Source organism: Costertonia aggregata, from assembly GCF_013402795.1.
In the GTDB taxonomy this organism is placed as follows: Bacteria; Bacteroidota; Bacteroidia; order Flavobacteriales; family Flavobacteriaceae; genus Costertonia; species Costertonia aggregata.
The window spans coordinates 3,877,952-3,898,561 of record NZ_CP058595.1 but is presented as its reverse complement, the minus strand read 5'-3'; the positions used below and the strand labels follow the sequence as shown (position 1 = coordinate 3,898,561).

Sequence of the window (20,610 nt, the reverse complement as noted above, 5' to 3'; positions counted from 1 at the left end):
CTATATCTAGACATCAAACTACAATAGGTTTTTTCAAAAACTATGAAAAGTTTCTTTAATTTATTTATAACCATTGTTTTTACGACCCTTTTGAGTACTGTCCATGTAGTGGCGCAGGACACACTTGATTTGGATACCATTGTAGACGATAAAAACTATTTAAAGGAATTTAAGGATACTCAAAAATCTGAAAATAGGGTCGCTTATTTTTTTTGTGCCCAAAATAGGTATAATGAAAATTCGGCATACGATTGGTTGGACGAAGTAAATATTTATCTGAACAATTCACTCAAATCCAGTGATTCTTCCGGGATACGAAACTATAAACTGATTCAATCCCAAATTGAATACGACCTTGGAAATTATTATAAAAGTATATCCTTGGCTGAGGAATTGTACAAAAAAATAGAAGATTTTGATAAGTCCAAAATGGGTTTTTTATTGGATATAATGGATAAAACCTATTCCAAACTAAGACTATCGGATAAGCAAGTGGCCATACGTGAGGAAAAACGCAGACTTGGGTTGATCGATAAGGTAGTTTTCTACGATATCTATTCCGATTTGGGAATGCATCGCAAGGCGATGAACGACTATATTTTAGAGGAAAGTAAAAACAGTGAGGAACATGGCTTTTATGCTACTGCGGAATATCAAAATAATGTGGGGAAATATCTGCTATTGGATAATTCCTACACTACTGCGTTAACCAAGTTTAAAGAGGCGAAGGGCTACATTGTGGTTTTCTTAAATGATATCACAAACGTAAAAACGGAAGCGGAAATCTTACAGGCCAACATTCTAAATGGTGTTATTGATGGTAACATAGGAAAATGTCAGGTAAAATTAAAGGAATTCGACCTGGCCATCCCAAACCTTGAAAGCAGCATTGAAACCATTTCAGAATACAATACGGGAAAATATTCCGATGATATTATTGAGAATACTTTGGCATTGGCAGATTGTTATTTGCAAAAAGGGGATTTAAAAAAGGCAAAAGAGTATTTGGATACCGAACTTAATTTGGTAGATATAGCGCATATTTTTAAGCGTAACAGATTATTTTCCGTTTATCATGACAAGACCGGCAACTATAGAACCGCAAATACTTACTTAAAACAAAATTCAAAAATCCAAGACTCTATCAACAGTAGTGAAGTAAAGATAAAGACACAACAGTTACAGGCAGTTGCCGAGCAAGAGGTTGCCATTTCAAAACAAATGATCGCCGAACAAAGGTTGGATCTTGAAAAGTCCAGGAGTGCAATGCTTGAAAAAGAAGAGCAAATAAGCTTAGTGTTCATTTCATTGATTTTTACGCTTTTGGGTTTTGCGGGTCTGGTATATGCCTATTTAAAAAGTATAAAAAGCCAACGTTTGATCGCCGAACAAAAGCATTTTATCGAAAACTCTTTGGTAGAAAAAGATTCCCTGTTGAAAGAGATTCACCATAGGGTAAAAAACAATTTGCAGATGGTTTCAAGCTTATTGAGCTTACAGACCAAGAATACCAGAAGCAAAGCGGCCATTGAAGCTTTGGAGGAAGGCAAGAGCCGTGTAAAGGCCATGGCCTTGATACATCAAAAATTATATCAAAACGATGACCTTTCGGTTATCGAAATGCAAGGGTATATCGAAAGTTTGGTCAATAGTGTGCAGTCGGTATTCAAAAAGGGGGGGCATAACATCAATATCACTATTGATGCCGAAGGCGTTGAACTGGATATCGACAGGGCCATCCCTTTTGGTTTAATCCTCAACGAGCTGGTTTCCAATTCGTTTAAATATGCATTTCCCGATGATAAGGATGATAACGGTAAAATCTACATCCATCTAAGAAAAAATGCAGAACAGGGCTTTTTTGAATACACCGATAATGGCATAGGACTTCCCGAAGATACCGATGAGCGTACCCAATCCTCAATGGGCATTCGCCTTATGAACCGCTTGGTAAATCAATTGCAATCTGTTTTAAATATTGATAAAACCGCCAACGGAGTTCGGTTTTGGTTTAATTTTAAATAAATTTGAAGGTATATAAATCCTTCAAAAATGAAAATTACATTTCTTGGTCATGCTTCCATACTTCTCGAATTTGATGGCCAAACACTTTTAGTGGATCCTTTTATTACTGGTAATGAAAAAGCTGCCGGTATAATTGATGTAAATGCACTGCATCCCGATTATATTTTAGTGACCCACGCACATCAAGACCATATATTGGATGTTGAATCAATCGCTGAAAAAACAGGAGCGACCGTTATCGCAAATTATGAGATAGCAACCCATTTTGGAAACAAGGGTTTACAAACCCACCCAATGAACCATGGCGGACGCTGGAAATTTGATTTTGGAACGGTACTTTACACAAATGCCATACATACGTCATCTTTTCCCGATGGCTCCTATGGTGGTCAACCAGGCGGATTTGTAATATCTACAGAACATAAAAATGTTTATATCGCTGGCGATACGGCACTGACGATGGACATGAAATTAATCCCATTATCCGCTAAATTGGATATAGCTATTTTGCCCATTGGCGATAATTTTACAATGGGCGTTGATGACGCCATAATCGCTTCCGATTTTGTAGAATGTAATACGGTATTGGGTTATCATTATGATACTTTCGGGTATATTGAAATAAACCATAAAGAAGCCATTGAAAAATTTTCCAAAGCAGGGAAAGACCTTAACCTACTTGGGATTGGGGAGTCAATGACTATCTAACGCTACTCTTTAAAACTACATTATGCAGTATTTTTGGGAAGAAACGCTTTAGGTAAACACCTATGATTTCTTTCTTTCCTATGTAGGCTTCAAACTTTTTCCTTTCAATGGCTTTGACCATTTTTTTGACCAAAGTTTCTGCTGTGAGACCGTTTTCTGTGGCTTTATCCTCTTTCAACTGTGGGGAACCATCACCCGTTAGGGCATTTTTCGCCACATTGGTCCGAATAAAGCCTGGACATATCAACGTCACTTGTATACTGTCTTTTTCATGTTCCATTCGTAGCACGTCAAAAAAACCGTGCAGTGCATGTTTTGCACCACAATATCCCGAACGATAAGGCGAACCAAACTTGCCCATTAAACTGGTCACGGTTACGAATTTGCCTGATTTTCTTTTCACAAAATGGGGCAGTAGGTCTTTTGTAAGTGCTATGGTGCCGAGATAGTTGATATCAATGAGTTTTTTATACACTTCTATTTGAGTTTCGGCGATCAAAGAGCGTTGACTTATTCCTGCGTTGTTGATGAGAATATCAATATGACCATAAAATGACATGGCTCTTGTGACATAGGTACGTATCTCATCCAGATTGGCCAAGTCAATCTGAAGAACTTGAACGATATCATTATTTTCACAGTTATCCTTAACCTTTTTGAGGTCATCTATTTTTCTTGATGAAATAATCAGTTTACATTGTTTTTTACTCAGGTGGTAAGCCAATGCTTCACCAATACCGGAGGATGCTCCTGTTATCCAAACTACTTTACCGTTTATCTTGTCCATTCATGAATTATCTCTCTCAAAATATAGTTAAATTTGAAATCATAATGATACAGGCCGGCTACAAAAAACATATTTTACAGTTTAAGCGCCCAAGTGGCACGTCCCGAGGGGTATTGACCCAAAAAGAGACGTGGTTCATCATTCTAAAAAATGATGGCAAAACGGGGATAGGGGAGTGTGGGCTGTTAAAAGGCCTCAGCATTGATGATGTACCGGAATATGAGGAAAAACTAAGGTGGGTATGTAACAACATTCACTTGGGCAAAGATGCCCTGTGGAAAGCCTTGATGTTTTTTCCCAGTATACAGTTCGGGGTCGAGCAAGCGTTTCTTTCTTTGGCGTCCAAAGACCCTTTTGAGCTGTTTTCGTCCAAATTTACCCAAAATGAAACTCCGATAGCCATAAACGGGTTGATATGGATGGGCGAACCTGGCTTTATGCACCATCAGATACAACAAAAACTCGAAGAAGGTTTTAAATGTATCAAAATGAAGATCGGGGCAATTGATTTTTATAGCGAACTTTCTATTTTGGCATCTTTGCGAAAAAAATATTCCAAGAAACAACTTCAATTAAGGGTAGATGCCAATGGGGCATTTTCTCTGGATCGTGCCCTGGGCAAACTAGAACTTTTAGCAGACTATGACATTCATTCCATTGAGCAACCTATCCCAAAGGGGAATATATGGAAAATGCGGTCTTTATGTGAAAAAACACCCCTGCCCATAGCTTTGGACGAAGAATTAATAGGTGTTTTTGATGTAACGGAAAAGGAGAAATTGCTACAAACCATTCAACCACAATATATTATTCTTAAACCAAGTTTAGTAGGTGGTTTCACGGGCAGTCAAGAATGGATTGCCTTGGCGGAAAAGTTTAAGATCGGATGGTGGGTTACCAGTGCGCTGGAAAGCAATATTGGCCTTAACGCCATTGCACAATGGGCGTTCACGAAAAATATAAAACTACCCCAAGGCTTGGGCACCGGAAGTTTGTATACCAATAATTTTGAAAGTCCGTTAACGGTCGATAACGGATCAATTTTCTACGACCAAAACAAAAACTGGAAACCTAACTTAATTGAAGATTTATGTATATAGAACAGGGATATAAAGGGAATATAGGACTTTGGAAATATTTGATAATTCCGGTCGGCTTTATGGCTTTTATGGCACTTAATTATGTCATGACCTTAAATTCGCCGGTAAGTACTGAAGATTTGATGCAAGGCATGATTGAAAAGTTAGGGTCAAATTTGGTTCTTATCTTATTGCTGGCACCTTTGGTTTTTGGTTTATTTCTTGTTTTGGGATGGACATTTTTAGTGCACCAACAATCCATCAAATCTTTGACCACTTCAAGAAAAAAAGTGGATTGGAAACGAATATTTTTTGCATTTTCACTATGGGGGGGAATAACGGTTTTCTTAACACTATTGGATATTTATTTGTCGCCCGATGATTATGTATTGAACTTTAACTTAAAGGCCTTCCTTATTTTGGCCATTATTGGCGTTCTTTTGATTCCGTTACAAACCAGTTTTGAGGAATACTTGTTTCGCGGGCATATGATGCAGGGGTTGGGCATAGCTTTCAAAAATAGGTTGGCTCCACTAGTGATTACTTCCATTCTCTTTGGTATTATGCATTTAGGCAATCCCGAGGTAACTAAGTTGGGATTCGGAATTATGATATATTACATAGGTACGGGTTTTTTCCTTGGAATTTTGACGTTGATGGATGAAGGATTGGAGCTTGCCCTTGGTTTTCATGCGGCCAACAATTTAATTGGAGCTTTATTGCTTACGGCCGATTGGACCGCTTTCCAGACCGATTCCATCTACCGGGATATCTCCGACCCCGTTTTGGGGTGGGATGTTTTAGTCCCTGTTCTGGTGATTTACCCCATTTTATTATTTATATTTTCCAAAAAATATAGTTGGACCAATTGGAAAGAAAAACTAACTGGCAGGGTTTTAAGTAAAGAAGAATTTTTGATAAAAGAAGCAAAAGTTGAGACCATTTCATAACGTTCATCCTGATTTTCGCCTAAATAACGTTCACTATACTTTTACTGATTTAAAAGAAGTAGCCTATAGCTTCATAAAGGAAGGTAGGCCATTTGAAAAGGTTATAGGTGTTTTTTTATTGGACTGGTTAGATGATTCGGATTTCGTTACCGTTCATACCTCTGGTTCCACGGGAATACCAAAACCCATTTCACTTAAAAAAGAGCATATGGTGAATTCAGCTCTGGCCACAGGTAGTTTTTTTGGTTTAAGCTCGGGGGATAAAGCGCTACACTGTTTACCCACAGGTTTTATTGCGGGCAAAATGATGTTGGTTCGTGCTTTGGTACTTGGTTTGCATATAGATGTTGTGACACCTTCTTCTTCCCCATTACAACAAGTGGAAAAACGGTATGATTTCGGGGCAATGGTACCGTTACAACTTCAAAACAGTATTGAAAACATTGATATAATTGATACGTTGATCATAGGGGGAGCACCGCTTTCAGGTGCGCTGAAAGCAAAAGTCAAAAAGATGGATGCCCATATTTTTGAAACATACGGCATGACTGAAACCATCACCCATATTGCAGTAAAACAGATAAATAAAACATTGTCGATTGGAACAGATAACGTTGATGACGTTTTTACAGCTTTACCGAATGTATATTTTGAAATAGATGAAAGAGGTTGTTTAATTATAGATGCCCCAAAAATTTCGAATATACCGATTATCACCAATGATATTGTAGATTTAATTTCCACTACCAAGTTCAGATGGTTGGGTAGGTATGATAATATTATCAACTCCGGTGGCATAAAACTAATTCCTGAACAAATTGAATCCATTCTTTCACAAACAATATCAAATACATTTTTTGTTGCAGGATTACCAGATGATATGCTCGGTGAGAGTTTGGTTTTGGTTGTAGAAGGGAATATCAGCGTAGAACATGTGAAAAAAATATTGAATAAAACCAATGGGCTTTCAAAACATCAAATACCCAAAGATGTTTTTGTTCTTCCAAAGTTCTCAAAAGCCAAAAATGGAAAGATAAACAGATCAAACACTTTGGCATTACTAACCACATAGGCTTCACTCATTAAAAAGTTGCTTTCCCTCATTGTAGGTTTCCTCGTTGATGAATTTGTAATAAGTTCATATCGAATTCTAAAAATCGAATCAAATGAAAAATAAATCCGCCTTTTTTATCATGTTATTATGGGTTACGATTATCAATGCCCAAACTCAAAAAGTTGAAGTCGTAAAAGATTTGATCCTGAACGAAAATCAGGAAGAAGCTAACGTTGACACATCTTTTACCTTAGCATGTAAAGCCGGTGCTATTGCCATTCAAGACAAGGCTTTGGATTCTTATCTACCGTTTAGAATCTATACGATCACCAATGATGATTGGGCCTTGCCCCAAGATATGTATAATGCTATCATAGCAAAGGTGCCTGGGACAACTGTTTATCCCAATACAAATACTGGTACGAATGCCATTCCCAATATCCGTATGCGTGGCGATACGAACACCGTGGTTATCGTAGATGGTGTCAGGTACGATGCTTCTATTTTGAACAGTTTGAATGTGGCGGACATAGAAAGTGTGAAAATATCGAATAATCCCGTTGCGGAGAACTACTTTCGATATCGATAAATAACTGTTCAACATTTTCATGACCCTTTCGGGAAAAGCATACAATTTTGTATTTTCATGGCATAATCAAACTATATCATGCAAAGAATTTTACTGTTGTTTTATGTGCTTTTTTCGATTTTAAGTTCTGCCCAACAAATCCTTCCCGAACACGAAAGGGCGAGGGTGATAGATGAAATTTTGGCGGAGCGTTTTGATCAACTTCTTCCCACACTCATGGATCGCACCGATATTGATATGTGGATAGTAATTTCACGTGAATATAATGAAGATCCTGTACTCAAGACCATGCTGCCGTCTACCTGGTTGAATGCAAGAAGAAGAACGATCTTGCTTTTTTATAGGGACATATTGAAAAATACAATCGAAAAATTGGCTGTTGCCCGTTATGATGTCGGAAAAAACATTAAATCTGCTTGGGATAAGGAAAAAGAGCCAAACCAGTGGAAAAGATTGGTGCAGTTGATAGCGGAACGAAATCCTTCAAAAATTGGCCTGAATTTTTCTAAAGATCACAATATAGCCGATGGTCTGGATAAGACCGATTATGATGAGTTTATGGCCAACTTGCCCAAAAAATATCACTCCAAAATAGTTTCGGCCGAACAGTTGGCCGTTCGCTGGATCGAGACCCGAACAGAAAGGGAAATGGTCATCTATAATCAGTTGGTTGATATCACCCATGATATCATTGCGGAGGCATTTTCGGAAACAGTGATTACCCCGGGTATAACGACCACAACCGAAGTGGAGTGGTGGATGCGCCAAAAAGTAACCGATTTGGGCCTGGAAACCTGGTTTCATCCCACAGTTGACGTACAGCGTACCAGTGAGGATCTCGTTGGCCATTTATATTCGTTTTCCGGCAGACCGGATGACACGGTAATTTTGCCGGGAGATTTGCTCCACTGTGATTTTGGTATTACCTATCTAAGACTAAATACCGATTGTCAGGAATTGGCCTATGTACTAAAACCGGAAGAGAAATATGCTCCGGATTTTCTTGTGAACGGTTTAAAGGACGGTAATACGGTTCAGGACTTTTTGACTAAAAATATGATTAAGGGGCGCACTGGAAATCAAATATTGGCAAAATCGCTATCCGCAGCTAAAGCTGCGGGAATAAGACCTGCCATTTATACCCATCCGCTGGGTTCATATGGGCATTCGGCAGGTACGACCATAGGTATGTGGGATTCTCAAGGCGGCGTGATGAAAGATGATGGAGAAAATTACCCTTTGAATCCAAATACGGTTTACGCGATAGAGCTGAATACGACCATTACCGTTCCCGAATGGAAACGGGACATACGCATTATGTTGGAAGAAGCCGGATTCTTTGGGGAAGAAGGGTTTAGGTACGTAAATGGTAGGCAAACAGAATTGCTTTTAATACCTAGGGTCAAAACGCATTTGGGAAATTAACATCTTTATTTTCAATTTTTTACAATATTTAAATTGTTGTTAATTTACGGCATCAATACGATATTTCTTACGCTTATATTGTATCTTATGTATGTAAATAATGCAGTAAGTCATGAACAGAATTCTACTACCACTCCTATTGTTTCTTTTTGTCACATTATCGTATGGTCAGCAGCAAGAAGAAGCGCTTAAAGATATTAAGGGTAAGATATTGCATATGAATGCGCCTTTGCCCAGTGTAGTCGTTTCCAATACAAGCAGTGATTTTGAAATTGTTTCTGATACCGATGGTAGTTATATCATAGCGGCAAAAGAGGGGGATATCCTTACTTTTACGTATCCCGGTATGAATACATTGGAAATAATAGTTGAGGATGTTACCCGTATCCTGAATATTAAAATGACCCAGCAATTGACAAAATTGAAAGAGGTCACCGTAAGTAGGTCTCGTTTAAAAAGCCAAGACCAAATGCGAGCGGAATATAGAACAAACCCCAATCTGATTAATACGGCATTTGGGTTTATCGATACCGAGACATCCTCTGTGAAAATGGAGGTTTTGAACGAAAGTAATTTCAACGGTGCCAGTTTGTGCATTTTAGATGTACTGAGAGCTCGGTTTAGCGGAGTACGGGTTTTTGGAAATTGTACAAACGGTGGTGGTATAACGATACGCGGAATCGGGTCTTTAAACAATGCTTCGGGTGCCATATATGATGTTGATGGACAGATATTTAGGGAAACACCGTTGTTCATAATGCCAGAGAACATGGAGAGAATAGCCATACTCTATGGTTTCTCCGCAACAGTCAGGTATGGATTCGCAGGAGGAGGTGGAGTGGTCGTTATAAATACCAAAGGAGCCAACTTTCTTACTGAACCGGGTACCAAAAAGCCGTATGATTTGGCCAGAGTCCGCAATAATATTTTTGATGGCAATGTCATTACCGCTAACGCACTTGAGGCTAATGCCCCCAATTACCTAAAAAAGCTTAGAGCAGCGAAAAATTTGGAAGCGGCTATGGCCATTTATAAGGAGCAGATGCAGAGGTACAGCAGTTCTTTCCACTATGCCATTGATGCCCATAAGTATTTCAAGGATGTTTGGAACGCTATGGATTTTTCAGAAGCTGTCATCCAAAATCAATGGGATGTGTTTCAAGATAATCCGGTCGCTTTAAAGGCACTTGCCTATGTATACGAGGAAGCAGGGGATTTTGAAATGGCAAATCAACTGTACAAGGACATTTTTATTCTTAGGCCGCATTACGCTCAGTCGTATTTGGATTTGGCGAACAGTTATCGCAACATTGGTAATTTTAAAAGGGCGGCCGCTATATTTTCACGATATGATTATTTGATACAAGAAGGTTTTATTATAGCAAAAGATTTGGCTTTTACCGAAACTATGAGAAGGGAGTTTGACAACCTTTTGGATTTGCACGGAAAGCATTTGGTAAATGATAGAAAATCAAAATTTTCGAACACCAAAAAAGAAAATATAGGAACACGAATGGTTTTTGAGTGGAACGATAGCGAGGCCGAGTTCAATTTACAATTCGTAAACCCCCAAGGCCATTATTACAACTGGAAACATAATCAAGAAGCCAATGCAGAACGTATACGAGACGAAAAATTAAAGGGGTATTCATGTGAAGAATATTTGATTGATGATTCCCTCGTCGGCACTTGGAAGGTAAATACAACGTACATGGGAAATAAAACGCTAACGCCTTCATATCTAAAAGTAACGGTATATCATAACTATGGTACAGCTTCACAGTCCAAAGAAATAAGAATATTCAAGCTATCCCTGAAAAACGTATCACAAGAATTGTTTACCCTTTCCCACAGTGTAAAATTGGCTTCAAAATAAATACATGAATGTATCATAGTTTTCTAAGGGTATTGCTCATTATCTGCATCACTGCGAATGCTTCGGCACAAAAAGATTATAAAGGCATAGTTTATGACGGTAAAACAGGTAAGGTCTTACCCTATGTTAATATTGGTATTTTTGAACAAGGTATCGGTACGGTAAGCGATGAAGATGGTATTTTTCACTTAGAGTTGGATAGTTCCAAATATACCGCAAACGATTCGCTTATATTTTCTTCTTTGGGATACGTGCCCATTAAAAAAGCGATTCCGGATTTGGAATTTGTATTCAACGAATATCCAACAATACAAATGCAGCCAGACGTGATTTCTTTGAACGAAGTTGTGGTTACCAATAAAGCAAGTTATAAAATAGATGATTTGGTAGGCTATGATAAAATAAATCCCAAAAAATTTGGATATTGGAAAGATGATATCGCATTGGGCGGCGAATTGGCCACCGAAATAAAAGTGAAAAAAGGACTCCGAAAGTTGAATAAACTATCTTTTGAAGTTCGGGAAGCTCCGCTGGATAGTATATTGGTCCGCATCAATATTTATGATGATGATAGCAAAAGTAAGTGCCCGGGAGTAAATTTGAACAAAAGTGGAAAACCTATCCTATATACCATAAAAAAGAACGCACGAACGGTTACGGTAGATTTATTGCCCTATACGATATTTGTAAATGATGATTTTATCGTTGGTTTAGAACTGTTGCAGATATATGGTGATCAAAATATATATTTAGTTCTTTACACATCAAAAAATGATTATCGTAATTCATATAAAAAATATGCAAGTCAGGGAAAATGGGAAATTATACCAAATGCTACCATGGCGTATTATGTTAATACAACTTTATATTCAGAAAAGAAACCAAAAAGCCATAAAGCTAAACCTGCCAAGAGTAGTCAAAACCCGGAAAATGAAATATTCGGTATGGTTTTTTACATGGGTAAACCGTTGGGTAAAGTTAAAGTATTGAATCACAATACCAACAAAGAGACCCAAACTGACTCAAACGGCAAATATAGAATCAATGGCATAACCGGGGACATGTTGATTTTTGATCATGATAATATGCAAAGGCGTTCGGTCAAAGTAAAAGATAGGCCCGTTCTCAACGTAGTCATGAGTCCCAAATGATTGTTTATACCTGTAAAACCCCCATGTTAAAGGGTTTTTCAATAGGTGCATGGTTTGCGGCTTCTATTCCCATTGATATCCATTTGCGGGTATCTCTTGGATCAATAATGGCATCGGTCCATAAGCGGGCGGCCGCATAGTAAGGTGAAACCTGATTGTCGTATCGGTTTTTTATCTTATCGAAGAGTTGTTTTTCTTTTTCGGCAGTGATTTCTTCCCCCTTCTTTTTTAAAGAGGCTTTTTCAATCTGCAATAAAACTTTGGCCGCTGAATTACCGCTCATTACAGCAAGTTCAGCACTCGGCCAAACCACGATGAGCCTAGGGTCGTAGGCCTTGCCGCACATGGCATAATTTCCCGCACCATAGCTGTTCCCGATTACTATGGTAAATTTTGGAACTACCGAATTGCTGACGGCATTGACCATTTTTGCACCATCTTTGATAATGCCGCCATGCTCACTCTTACTCCCTACCATGAACCCGGTAACATCTTGTAAAAAGACCAAGGGAATTTTCTTTTGATTACAATTGGCTATGAACCGGGTGGCTTTATCGGCAGAATCGGAATAAATTACACCGCCAAATTGCATCTCGCCTTTCTTGGTCTTGACCACTTTCCTATGATTGGCAATTATGCCTACGGCCCAACCATCAATACGTGCATAACCGGTTAAAATGGTTTTTCCATAGCCTTCTTTATACTGCTCAAATTCAGAATCATCTACCAATCTTTTTATGATTTCTACCATATCGTACTGGTCGGAACGTGACTTGGGGAGTATACCAAAGATTTCCTCGGTTTTTTCCCTAGGTTTTTTTGGCGCTGTTCGGTTATAACCGGCCTTGTCAAAATCACCTATTTTACCAATGATGTTCTTGATAGTGTCCAATGCATCGGCATCATCTTTGGCTTTATAATCGGTCACTCCACTTATTTCACTATGCGTTGAGGCACCGCCCAAGGTTTCATTGTCAATATCTTCTCCGATTGCCGCTTTGACCAAGTAGCTACCTGCCAAAAATATACTCCCGGTCTTATCAACGATCAAAGCTTCGTCACTCATGATAGGCAGGTAGGCCCCACCTGCGACACAACTTCCCATTACAGCAGCTATTTGGGTGATTCCCATACTGCTCATAACTGCATTGTTTCTAAAGATACGGCCAAAATGTTCCTTATCGGGGAAAATTTCGTCTTGCATCGGTAGATAAACCCCGGCACTATCAACTAGATAAATTATCGGTAATTTGTTTTCAATAGCTATTTCCTGTGCCCTTAGGTTTTTTTTACCGGTTATCGGAAACCATGCGCCAGCTTTGACCGTTGCATCATTGGCAACAACGATGCATTGTTTACCTTGTATGTAACCTATTTTGATAACAACTCCACCTGACGGGCATCCACCATGTTCCTCATACATTCCTTCGCCTACCAAAGCCCCTATTTCTATACTATCCTTTTTATCGTCCAGTAAATAATTGATGCGTTCCCTTGCGGTCATTTTACCTTGGGCGTGTTGTTTTTCTATTCTGGAATTTCCGCCGCCCAGACTAACTTGGGCCAACCTTTTTTTAAGTTCGGAAAGTAAAAGTTTATTGTGGTCTTCGTTTTTGTTGAAGTTAATATCCATTATTTGTGCTTTCTTTTACCCGTAAAGATAAGGAGTAATATTTATTAACTTTGATAAAATATTTTGGATAAATGAACTCAAAAATACGTTGGGGAATACTGGGGCTTGGAAATATTGCCCACAACTTTGTACAAGATTTGTTGATTGTTGAAGATGCCGAACTTACCGCCGTAGCATCCAGAAGTATAGATAAGGCCAAAAGTTTTTCAAAACAGTATGGGTCCAAGTACGGTTTTGGTAGCTATCAAGAGCTTTTTGAATGCAAAGATGTTGATGCAGTTTACATAGCAACACCACATACCCACCATGCAGAACTGTCAATCCAGGCTATGGACCACGGTAAGCATGTACTTTGCGAGAAACCAATGGGGACGAATGGTAATGAGGTTAAAAAAATGATAGTTTCTGCCAAAAAGAATAAGGTGTTTTTAATGGAAGCACTTTGGAGCAGATTTAACCCGACCATACAAAGTGTCAAACAAATGGTTAATACTGGGACTATCGGCGAGATTAAATATATACATGCAGATTTTGCCTTTTACGCATTGGACAGGGACGAGAAGGGAAGAATACTAAATCCCGACTTGGCAGGCGGTACACTTTTGGACATTGGTATTTATCCTATATTTTTAGCGTATCTTCTATTGGGAAAACCAAGACATGTTCAGGCATCCTCCAAATTTTATGCCACGGGGGTAGAAATACAGACAGCTATGATATTTGAATATGAAAGTGCCCACGCCGTATTGTATAGTGGACTAAATTCAAAGTCCGAAATGAAGGCCGAGATTTCAGCAACAAATGGTACTATTCATATTCACCCAAGATGGCATGAGGCACAGGGTTTTTCCATAGAGATGAATGATTCGATTAAAGTTATAGATAAACCCACCATGGGCAAGGGCTACTACCATGAAATACAGGAAGTGCATAGTTGTCTACGAAATAATATGTTGGAAAGTAAGATATGGAGCCACCAAAATAGCATTGATTTGATAGATTTATTGGATAAGGTACGGGGTTTAACGGGAGTAAAATTTCCTTTTGAAAAGTAACCCATGTAAACTTTTGCACTATACAACAATACAATTCTCCTAAATTTCCGATATTTGAAGTTACCGACCAATTAAACCAAAAATACTATGGGAATGAATAAAAACACAGTGCTCGCTTGGGCTACCTTTATCATGATTTTTGTGGGATGTGCGCTTATAGCTCTGGGAGCCTTTAGGTATGATGATGTTGCCGGATGGGGTTTTGCCTCGGTAGGTATCGGTTTTTTTGCCATTGCATGGGTCTTCAATGCCCTTAAAGGTAGAGTGTGACCAAAAAACAATATATTATCAATCTACACTATAATTATATTAACTTTTCAATTCGTAAACTAAGAATAACAAATGAGCGACGATAAGAAAGTCATTTTTTCTATGTCGGGGGTTACAAAAACTTATAAAACAGCCAATACCCCTGTACTTAAAAATATTTATTTGAGTTTTTTCTATGGTGCCAAAATAGGCATTTTGGGTCTCAACGGTTCAGGTAAATCCACTTTATTGAAGATAATATCGGGTGAGGATAAAAATTATCAGGGCGATGTTGTCTTTTCCCCAGGGTATAATGTTGGGTATTTGGAGCAGGAACCTCAGTTGGATGAAGATAAGACCGTTTTGGAAATTGTTAAAGAAGGCGTGGCCGATACCGTGGCCATATTGGACGAGTATAACAAGATCAACGATATGTTTGGGCTACCCGAGGTATATGAGGATGCGGACAAGATGCAGAAGTTAATGGACAAGCAAGCCGAACTTCAGGACAAAATTGATGCATCCAATGCTTGGGAACTGGATACCAAGCTAGAAATTGCCATGGATGCCTTGCGTACACCGGATTCCGATAAAAAAATAAGCGTACTTTCCGGAGGGGAAAGAAGGCGCGTGGCCTTGTGCCGATTATTGTTACAGGAACCGGAAATATTATTGCTAGACGAGCCTACCAACCATTTGGATGCAGAATCGGTACATTGGTTGGAGCATCATTTGGCAAGCTATAAAGGAACGGTCATCGCAGTTACGCACGATAGGTATTTTTTGGATAACGTCGCAGGTTGGATTTTAGAACTGGATAGGGGAGAAGGCATTCCTTGGAAAGGAAACTATTCCAGTTGGTTAGATCAAAAAGCAAAACGATTGGCACAGGAAAGCAAGCAAGCCTCAAAAAGACAAAAAACCCTGGAACGTGAGTTGGATTGGGTACGTCAGGGAGCAAAAGGTAGGCAAACCAAACAAAAAGCTCGTTTGAAGAACTATGACAAGCTTATGAGCCAAGACCAAAAACAACTGGACGAGAAGCTGGAGATTTATATCCCTAATGGTCCGCGACTTGGTACCAATGTTATTAAAGCAAAGGGCGTTAGCAAGGCCTATGGCGATAAACTATTGTACGAGGATTTGAACTTTACGCTGCCACAAGCTGGTATTGTAGGTGTCATAGGACCTAACGGAGCTGGAAAAACCACTATTTTTAGAATGATTATGGGAGAGGAAACTCCCGATAGCGGGGAATTTGAGGTGGGCGATACGGCCAAAATCGCTTATGTAGACCAAAGCCACTCCAATATCGACCCAGAAAAAACCATTTGGCAAAATTTTAGTGACGAACAGGAGTTGGTCATGATGGGAGGTCGCCAAGTAAACTCGAGAGCCTATCTAAGCAGATTTAATTTTTCGGGCAGTGAACAGAACAAAAAGGTAAATATGCTCTCAGGCGGTGAGCGCAACCGCTTACATTTGGCAATGACCTTAAAAGAAGAAGGCAACGTATTGCTGTTGGACGAGCCTACTAATGATTTGGATGTAAATACTTTACGTGCACTGGAAGAAGGTCTTGAAAACTTTGCGGGTTGTGCCGTTGTTATTTCTCACGACCGTTGGTTCTTGGATCGTATCTGTACCCATATCCTTTCCTTTGAGGGCGACTCACAAGTATACTTCTTTGAAGGTTCGTTCTCTGATTATGAGGAAAACAAAAAGAAGCGTTTAGGGGGTGACTTGATTCCTAAACGTATAAAGTACAAAAAGTTGATACGTTGATTTTTAGGGTTTGCGACCATTATGGCATTTTTGGTTTTACTAGATTTGACAATATTTTAAAACGTATCGTTTGGATACCAATCTAGCTGAATTACCTCAATATCGGGATTTGCGCCGTTCACCAAATTTTTGAATTTGGCCACATCACTTACATCCGGTCTTCCCCTGTAGTGATACGGATATACTTGTTCGGGTTGAAATTCCAAAACAGCGGATGCCGCACTTTCTTCGGTCATGGTGTAGGGCAGGTTCATGCACACAAAAGCCTTATCAATATTTTTCAATGCCCTCATTTCGGGAATATCTTCGGTATCTCCCGAAAAATAGATGCGTTGCCCATTCATATTCAATACATATCCATTACCACGCCCCTTCTCGTGAAATTTTAGGGCTTCTTTGCGCAGATTGTACATGGGAATGGCTTCAATTGTTATGCCATAACGCTCTTTGTTTTCCCCATTGTTCAGCACATCTAACTGGGGTGTAAACTCACTGGGAATCTTGTCGGCTACTGCCTGCGGAACAATAATTTTGGCTTTTTTGGTGTTCAATGCCTCTAGCGTTTCTACGCTTAAATGGTCACCGTGTATATCGGTAATGAGAATTAGGTCGGGTTGTTTTTGGTTTTCAAAGGCTTTTGCACCACCAACTGGGTCTACATAAACAACAATATCGCCCCATTCCAAAACAGTGGTCGCATGTTCAATAGGGATTATCTTCAATTCAGGTTTTTCTTTTGTCGTGGTTTGGGTATTGGCGACAACTTTTATCGTTTCGTTCTTTTTTTGGTTTTCCTTACAGTTAAAAAATAGTAGTCCGGCTATAAGGCCAACATAAATTGTATTTTTCATTTTGATTTAGTTTTATGTAATAAAAGTTCCATTTTAATATCGCTACGGGCGTAGGGTAAATCCTTTTCCAAATCAATTTCCACAAAACCATATTTCTTATAAAGATAAAGCGCATGGGGTAATTTAGTGCTTGAATATAGCGTGATTTTGTGCCAACCTTGTTTTTTGGAAAAATCCAATGCGAATCGTAAAAGCTCTTGGCCTATTCCCAAGCCCTGAAAATTGCTATCTACGGCCATTTTACCTAGTTCGTAATGGGTATCATCAATTTTTATAAAAGAAAAGCAGCCCACAATCGCTGTATTGTATTTAGCAAAAAATATATATCCGCCCGTATCAATAATGACTGCTTTTGAATTATCCAGAAGAACGGTATCTTTTTCTTCCACATAAAAATATTTTTTCAACCATGATGTATTCAGTTCCTTGAACCGCTGTGCATATTTTTCATGAAAGGGTATTATTTCAATGGCCATGGGTATTTGAATGCTTAAGGGGAGTGGAGTAAATATATCGATTTATCGGTACGGATAATCCAGCAAAAATATACCGCAACGTCTAAAAATAAAATTACCTCGTATATATGACTGATACAAACAAACAATTAAGTTAATAAGTTAGAATTTTAAATTTATTATTATGAGTGAAACAAAAAGTAACAATGGTTTAAAAGTGATAGCTGGTCTTTTAGGCGTTATATTACTAGGCGTGGTCATTTACACCGTTAGCTTATACCAAGATAAGCAAAAGGTGACCGCAGATTTAATGAAAGAAAAGGATTATGTGGTTTCTGATCTGAACAGCCTAAAATCCGAATATGACAAAGCTATTTTAGAGAGCAATGCGACCAATGAAGAATTGGTTAGTGCCAGGGACAATATTGCAAAGTATATTGATTCTGTCAAAAACATGAAAGCGGACATTGCTTCATTATCAAGATACAGAAGGCAGGTATCCGATTTAAAGAGACAAAGAGAGCGTTTATTAAAGCAAGTGGATTCTTTAACACAGTCCAACTCTTTCTTGGCGATGCAAAGAGACAGTACTTTTGTTGAATTGGAAAAGCAAACTGTTTTTAATGATTCTTTGGTAGTGCAAAATACGCAATTGGCCGATGTTGTAGAAAAAGGTTCTGCCTTAAACTTGTCCAAAATGTCCATTGACGCCGTCAAAGAGCGTAACAATGGCAAATTGGTTTCTACATCAAGAGCTAACAAGACGGATAAGTTAAAGGTATGTTTTACAGTTGCCGACAACGTGATTGCCCAAGCAGGTGACAGAGAGTTTTACATTGAGGTCTTAGACCCACAGGGCAACGTTCTTGGCGAGTCATTTGCTAAATCCAATGATTCTGGTGCTTCTATCACATATAGCAAAGGGACTAATTTCTATTACGAAAACAAGAACTTGGATATTTGTGATTACATTTCCAAACCGGCAAGCGAATTCCAAAAGGGAACGCATATGGTAAATGTTTATGATAGCCAGTTAAAATTATTGGCCACGAATAAATTTGAACTGAAGTAAAAAGCGGGGTATTTAAACACTATCCATTTATAGAGAAAAGGGACTATCTTCATTGACAGTCCCTTTTTTAATTTCTGTTCAATAAATTGTTATTTGATGTTTACTTTAACGAACCAACCATTTTTTCGGGCTTTACCCATTCATCATATTCTTCGGCCGTTACATACCCAAGGTTAATGGCTTCTTCTTTTAGGGTCGTACCGTTTTCATGGGCCGTATTGGCTATTTCAGCAGCTTTGTAGTAGCCTATTTTTGTATTAAGTGCGGTTACCAGCATTAATGAATTGTTCAACAATTGCTTAATGATTTTATGGTTGGGCTCAATGCCTTGGGCACAATTAACATCAAAACTCACACAGGCATCACCAATGAGCTGCGCCGACTGTAAAAGGTTAGCCGCCATCATGGGTTTAAATACATTAAGTTCGTAATGCCCTTGGGTGCCACCGACACCAATGGCCACATCATTGCCCATAACCTGTGCACAAACCATGGTCAATGCTTCGCACTGTGTAGGATTCACTTTACCTGGCATAATTGAACTGCCCGGCTCATTGGCTGGTATTAGTATTTCGCCTATACCTGAACGAGGTCCCGAAGCCATCATACGAATGTCATTGGCTATCTTGTTTAGCGATACCGCCAACTGCTTGAGTGCACCGTGGGTTTCTACAATGGCGTCATGCGCTGCTAACGCTTCAAACTTGTTATCAGCGGTCTTGAAAGGCAATTTGGTAAAATCGGCTATATATTTGGCCACTAGAACATCATAGCCATGTGGTGTGTTCAATCCAGTACCGACTGCCGTACCACCAAGTGCGAGTTCGCTTAGATGGTCTAACGTTGCATTCAAGGCTTTCAAACCATGGTCCAATTGGGAAACGTAGCCTGAAAATTCCTGCCCTAGCGTCAATGGGGTAGCATCCATTAAGTGGGTACGCCCTATTTTGACCACGTCGTGAAATGTTATCGATTTTTTATGTAATGTATTTCTCAAGGCGGTGACTCCGGGAATGGTAACTTCCACTATTTTTTTATAGGCTGCAATATGCATTCCCGTTGGAAAAGTATCATTGGAGGACTGGGATTTGTTTACATCATCATTGGGCTGAATGGTTTTGTCACCTTCCCCTATTTTTTTTCCAGCAATTTCATGTGCTCTATTGGCGATTACTTCGTTAACGTTCATATTACTCTGAGTTCCGGAACCAGTTTGCCAAATAACCAAGGGGAACTGGTCATCATGCTTGTTTTCCAGTATTTCGTCGCATACTTGAGAAATCAAATCCCTTTTTTCTTGGGAGAGCACACCCAATTCACAATTGGTATGCGCAGCGGCTTTTTTAAGATAAGCAAAGCCATACACAATGTCCAACGGCATAGAAGCCGGTGCGCCTATTTTAAAATTATTTCGGGAACGCTCAGTTTGGGCACCCCAATATTTATCGGCGGGTACCTTTACCTCGCCCATAGTATCTTTTTCTATTCTAAAACTCATATCGTTATTTTTTCGGATAAGACAAAGGTAAAATATAGCTTTTATATAATGATACCATGGCTTTTAAAATTAAAATGGAAGATTTTTTTCATTTTGGTTTGCAGATTTAGACCATTTCCAAGTATCTTTGTATCATAAATGTGTAGATAATGTTTGAATTTGACCAATATTTAGGATTTTTAGCGTTTTTGACCATATTGACCATCGGTTTTTGGCTAATGATTTTTTTATTGACCTTTGTTATTCCTTACTGGTTAACGGGTAACCTTATCGAGTTTTTTAAAGAAAAGCGAGAAGCCAGAAGGGCTAAACGCAACGGACAATAAAAAAAGCAGCCGATTGGCTGCTTTTTTGTTGATTTCTTATGT

At 38.9% G+C, this 20,610-nt stretch carries 19 protein-coding genes; 14 read left to right on the top strand and 5 right to left on the bottom strand.

The annotated features are described in order from the left end of the window. Positions 1-42 precede the first annotated feature (42 nt). Positions 43-2,025 (top strand): histidine kinase dimerization/phosphoacceptor domain -containing protein, encoded by a 1,983-nt coding sequence (locus tag HYG79_RS17925; RefSeq protein WP_179243434.1) that lies wholly within the window; start codon positions 43-45, stop codon positions 2,023-2,025. Positions 2,026-2,052: 27 nt separating this feature from the next. Next, entirely contained in the window at positions 2,053-2,733 is a 681-nt protein-coding gene (locus HYG79_RS17920; protein ID WP_179243433.1) for a metal-dependent hydrolase, read from the top strand. Here HYG79_RS17920 and HYG79_RS17915 read toward each other — a convergent pair. Further along, complete coding sequence (locus HYG79_RS17915; protein WP_179243432.1) at positions 2,726-3,520, bottom strand: SDR family oxidoreductase; 795 nt, start codon at positions 3,518-3,520, stop codon at positions 2,726-2,728. The two genes, HYG79_RS17920 and HYG79_RS17915, sit on opposite strands and share 8 nt — an antisense overlap. 47 nt (positions 3,521-3,567) lie before the next feature. On the opposite strand from HYG79_RS17915, the gene HYG79_RS17910 reads away from it, so the two are divergent. The 7 genes from HYG79_RS17910 (at position 3,568) to HYG79_RS17880 (ending at position 11,644) form a co-directional block, all read left to right on the top strand. Then, the gene (locus HYG79_RS17910; RefSeq protein WP_179243598.1) at positions 3,568-4,620 is read left to right on the top strand and encodes an o-succinylbenzoate synthase; all 1,053 of its coding nucleotides are present in this window, start codon (positions 3,568-3,570) and stop codon (positions 4,618-4,620) included. Then, positions 4,611-5,549, top strand: coding sequence for a CPBP family intramembrane glutamic endopeptidase (locus HYG79_RS17905; RefSeq protein WP_179243431.1), 939 nt, complete (start codon positions 4,611-4,613; stop codon positions 5,547-5,549). Before HYG79_RS17910 ends, HYG79_RS17905 begins: the two co-directional genes overlap by 10 nt. Then, entirely contained in the window at positions 5,533-6,621 is a 1,089-nt protein-coding gene (locus tag HYG79_RS17900; protein ID WP_179243430.1) for an AMP-binding protein, read from the top strand. The genes HYG79_RS17905 and HYG79_RS17900 overlap by 17 nt, the downstream gene beginning before the upstream one ends. A gap of 94 nt (positions 6,622-6,715) precedes the next feature. After that, complete coding sequence (locus HYG79_RS17895) at positions 6,716-7,192, top strand: Plug domain-containing protein (RefSeq protein WP_179243429.1); 477 nt, start codon at positions 6,716-6,718, stop codon at positions 7,190-7,192. Between the two features lie 78 nt (positions 7,193-7,270). Then, positions 7,271-8,617: a M24 family metallopeptidase gene (locus HYG79_RS17890; protein WP_179243428.1), complete on the top strand. Its 1,347-nt coding sequence runs from the start codon at positions 7,271-7,273 to the stop codon at positions 8,615-8,617. A gap of 112 nt (positions 8,618-8,729) precedes the next feature. Then, positions 8,730-10,493 (top strand): hypothetical protein, encoded by a 1,764-nt coding sequence (locus HYG79_RS17885; RefSeq protein ID WP_179243427.1) that lies wholly within the window; start codon positions 8,730-8,732, stop codon positions 10,491-10,493. Positions 10,494-10,501: 8 nt separating this feature from the next. Further along, a complete protein-coding gene (locus HYG79_RS17880; protein ID WP_179243426.1) occupies positions 10,502-11,644 on the top strand; it encodes a carboxypeptidase-like regulatory domain-containing protein in 1,143 nt (380 codons plus the stop codon). Positions 11,645-11,648: 4 nt separating this feature from the next. Here the strand turns inward: HYG79_RS17880 and HYG79_RS17875 are convergent, their stop codons facing one another. After that, complete coding sequence (locus tag HYG79_RS17875; protein WP_179243425.1) at positions 11,649-13,277, bottom strand: acyl-CoA carboxylase subunit beta; 1,629 nt, start codon at positions 13,275-13,277, stop codon at positions 11,649-11,651. A 71-nt stretch (positions 13,278-13,348) separates the two neighbouring features. Between HYG79_RS17875 and HYG79_RS17870 the strand changes: the two genes are divergently transcribed. The 3 genes from HYG79_RS17870 (at position 13,349) to ettA (ending at position 16,366) form a co-directional block, all read left to right on the top strand. After that, positions 13,349-14,332, top strand: coding sequence for a Gfo/Idh/MocA family protein (locus HYG79_RS17870; RefSeq protein WP_179243424.1), 984 nt, complete (start codon positions 13,349-13,351; stop codon positions 14,330-14,332). An 87-nt stretch (positions 14,333-14,419) separates the two neighbouring features. Next, positions 14,420-14,602, top strand: a complete 183-nt coding sequence (locus HYG79_RS17865; protein ID WP_152573739.1) for a CAL67264 family membrane protein — start codon at positions 14,420-14,422, stop codon at positions 14,600-14,602. A 72-nt stretch (positions 14,603-14,674) separates the two neighbouring features. Beyond that, positions 14,675-16,366: an energy-dependent translational throttle protein EttA gene (gene ettA, locus HYG79_RS17860; protein WP_179243423.1), complete on the top strand. Its 1,692-nt coding sequence runs from the start codon at positions 14,675-14,677 to the stop codon at positions 16,364-16,366. A gap of 56 nt (positions 16,367-16,422) precedes the next feature. Here the strand turns inward: ettA and HYG79_RS17855 are convergent, their stop codons facing one another. Together HYG79_RS17855 and HYG79_RS17850 are read right to left on the bottom strand one after the other, a co-directional pair. Continuing rightward, positions 16,423-17,217 (bottom strand): MBL fold metallo-hydrolase, encoded by a 795-nt coding sequence (locus HYG79_RS17855; protein ID WP_179243422.1) that lies wholly within the window; start codon positions 17,215-17,217, stop codon positions 16,423-16,425. Further along, positions 17,214-17,693, bottom strand: a complete 480-nt coding sequence (locus tag HYG79_RS17850; protein ID WP_179243421.1) for a GNAT family N-acetyltransferase — start codon at positions 17,691-17,693, stop codon at positions 17,214-17,216. The genes HYG79_RS17855 and HYG79_RS17850 overlap by 4 nt, the downstream gene beginning before the upstream one ends. A 163-nt stretch (positions 17,694-17,856) precedes the next feature. Here HYG79_RS17850 and HYG79_RS17845 point away from each other — a divergent pair, with 163 nt between their 5' ends. After that, entirely contained in the window at positions 17,857-18,744 is an 888-nt protein-coding gene (locus tag HYG79_RS17845; protein WP_179243420.1) for a hypothetical protein, read from the top strand. A gap of 100 nt (positions 18,745-18,844) precedes the next feature. Here the strand turns inward: HYG79_RS17845 and fumC are convergent, their stop codons facing one another. Further along, the gene (gene fumC, locus HYG79_RS17840) at positions 18,845-20,242 is read right to left on the bottom strand and encodes a class II fumarate hydratase (RefSeq protein ID WP_179243419.1); all 1,398 of its coding nucleotides are present in this window, start codon (positions 20,240-20,242) and stop codon (positions 18,845-18,847) included. A 149-nt stretch (positions 20,243-20,391) separates the two neighbouring features. Here fumC and HYG79_RS17835 point away from each other — a divergent pair, with 149 nt between their 5' ends. Beyond that, positions 20,392-20,568, top strand: coding sequence for a hypothetical protein (locus HYG79_RS17835; protein ID WP_179243418.1), 177 nt, complete (start codon positions 20,392-20,394; stop codon positions 20,566-20,568). The last annotated feature ends 42 nt before the right edge of the window (positions 20,569-20,610 follow it).